The sequence below is a fragment of the Brevundimonas sp. genome, from assembly GCF_036677305.1.
Taxonomy (GTDB): Bacteria; Pseudomonadota; Alphaproteobacteria; order Caulobacterales; family Caulobacteraceae; genus Brevundimonas.
Map to the genome: position 1 here is coordinate 1 of NZ_JAKFEB010000180.1, position 1,709 is coordinate 1,709.

Here is a 1,709-nt window from a genome sequence, read left to right on the forward strand (position 1 = left end):
CGTCGGGCCTATTTCGGCGCGAGGATCATGATCATCTGGCGGCCTTCCATACGCGGCGCGTATTCGACCTTGGCGACCTCGTCGAAGTCGGCCTGGACCTTGTTCAACAGCTTCATGCCCAGTTCCGGGTGAGCCATTTCGCGGCCGCGGAAGCGCAGCGTCACCTTGACCTTGTCGCCCTCGTCGAAGAAGCGGTGCATGGCCTTGGCCTTCACCTCATAGTCGTGGGTGTCGATGTTGGGGCGGAGCTTGATCTCTTTCAGCTCGACGACCTTCTGACGCTTGCGCGCCTCGGCCTTCTTCTTCTGCTCCTGGAAGCGGAATTTGCCGTAGTCGAGAATCTTGCAGACCGGCGGCTCGGACGTCGAGACGATCTGAACCAGGTCCATGCCGGCCTCTTCGGCGGCTTCCAGCGCAGCGGACGTCGGCATGACGCCTTGTTTCTCGCCGTTCTGATCAATCAGCAGAACGCGCGGCGCGCGGATATCCTGGTTCATGGGGGGCCCGTCCTTGACGGGCGGCTGGTTCATCGGACGGCGAATGAGCGTCGGTTCCTTGCGTGGAAGAAAAAGCGGAGTTCTGACAGGGCGGAGCGCGCGACGGTTCGCCGCGTTCCCCTCCAGCGGCCCTATATGACCGCGAAAGCCCTTCTCTTCAAGGTTTGGCGGGGGCCTGGGCGTCGATGAACGCCGTATGCAGGTCGATCACGGCGTCGAAGACACGCTGGGTCGTCAGCGCCTCGATCGGCGCGAACTCGCCCCGGGTCTCGTTGGAGGCGGCCGTGCGGGTCCTCGGGCCCCACGGCCCGTAGAGCCACCACTCGGTCGGCCCGAACAGGCCCAGCGTGGGCCGGCCCGCCGCAGCGGCCACATGCATGAGGCCGGAATCGTTGCCGACGAACAGCGCCGCCCGGTCGATCGCGGCGGCCGAGGCCAGGATGTCGCCCTTGCCCACAAAGTCGATGCCGCGCGCGCCTGCCGCCGCCAGGGCGGGCGCCGCCGGCGCATGATCGCCCGGCCCGCCCACCAGCATGAAGCGCCAGCCGTCGAACCGGGCGTCGGCCTTCAGCATCTCGACCAGTCCGCCCCAGCGGTCCGCCGGCCAGCTCTTGCCCGGCTGGTGGGCGATGGGCGCCATGGCGATGATGGGTCCGGGCGCCGTGGCCAGTTGCGGGTCGATCACGGCGGCGGCCTCGGCCCGCGCGCGGTCGTCGAGGAAGATTTCGGGATCCAGCGGCGCGGGCGACCCCATCAGGCGGGACACCATCTCGACCTTGCGCACCCCGGTCTCCCACGACCGGTTGTAGACCACGCGCCGCCTGGCCGGGACCAGATAGCTGAGCGCCGAGCCGCGAATGTCGATGACCAGGTCCCAGCGGGTCCCGACCGCCTGTTTCCACAGGTCGACCCAGTGTCCGGCGAACTTCTTCTTGTCGAGGATGACCACCTGCTCGACCCCGCGCGCGGCGCGGAACAGGGGCGCGGGGGGACGGCCGCTGGCGACGGTGATCCGGGCGCCCGGAAGCTGGCGGCCGATCTCGCGGATCACACCCGACGAGATGACGCAGTCGCCGATGCGGTTGGAGGTGACGAACAGCACCTTCGGGGCGGTCTTGGGATCGGGCACGCGCTTTGGCCTTCGCTAGCTATCCCGGGTTCGCTATCAGTCCGCGACGGTTTTCGCGAGAGGCGGGTCATGAGCGACGGCAT

Annotated in this window: 2 protein-coding genes; both read right to left on the reverse strand. The window is 67.9% G+C overall.

Annotated elements, in window-relative coordinates; translation table 11 throughout:
• Positions 1-8: 8 nt before the first annotated feature.
• Positions 9-530, reverse strand: a complete 522-nt coding sequence (infC, locus tag V6M42_RS10595) for a translation initiation factor IF-3 (RefSeq protein WP_332659792.1) — start codon at positions 528-530, stop codon at positions 9-11.
• Between the two features lie 124 nt (positions 531-654).
• Positions 655-1,626 carry a glycosyltransferase family 9 protein gene (locus tag V6M42_RS10600; protein WP_332678445.1) on the reverse strand — a complete coding sequence of 324 codons (972 nt, stop codon included), beginning with the start codon at positions 1,624-1,626 and terminating at the stop codon, positions 655-657.
• Positions 1,627-1,709 lie beyond the last annotated feature (83 nt).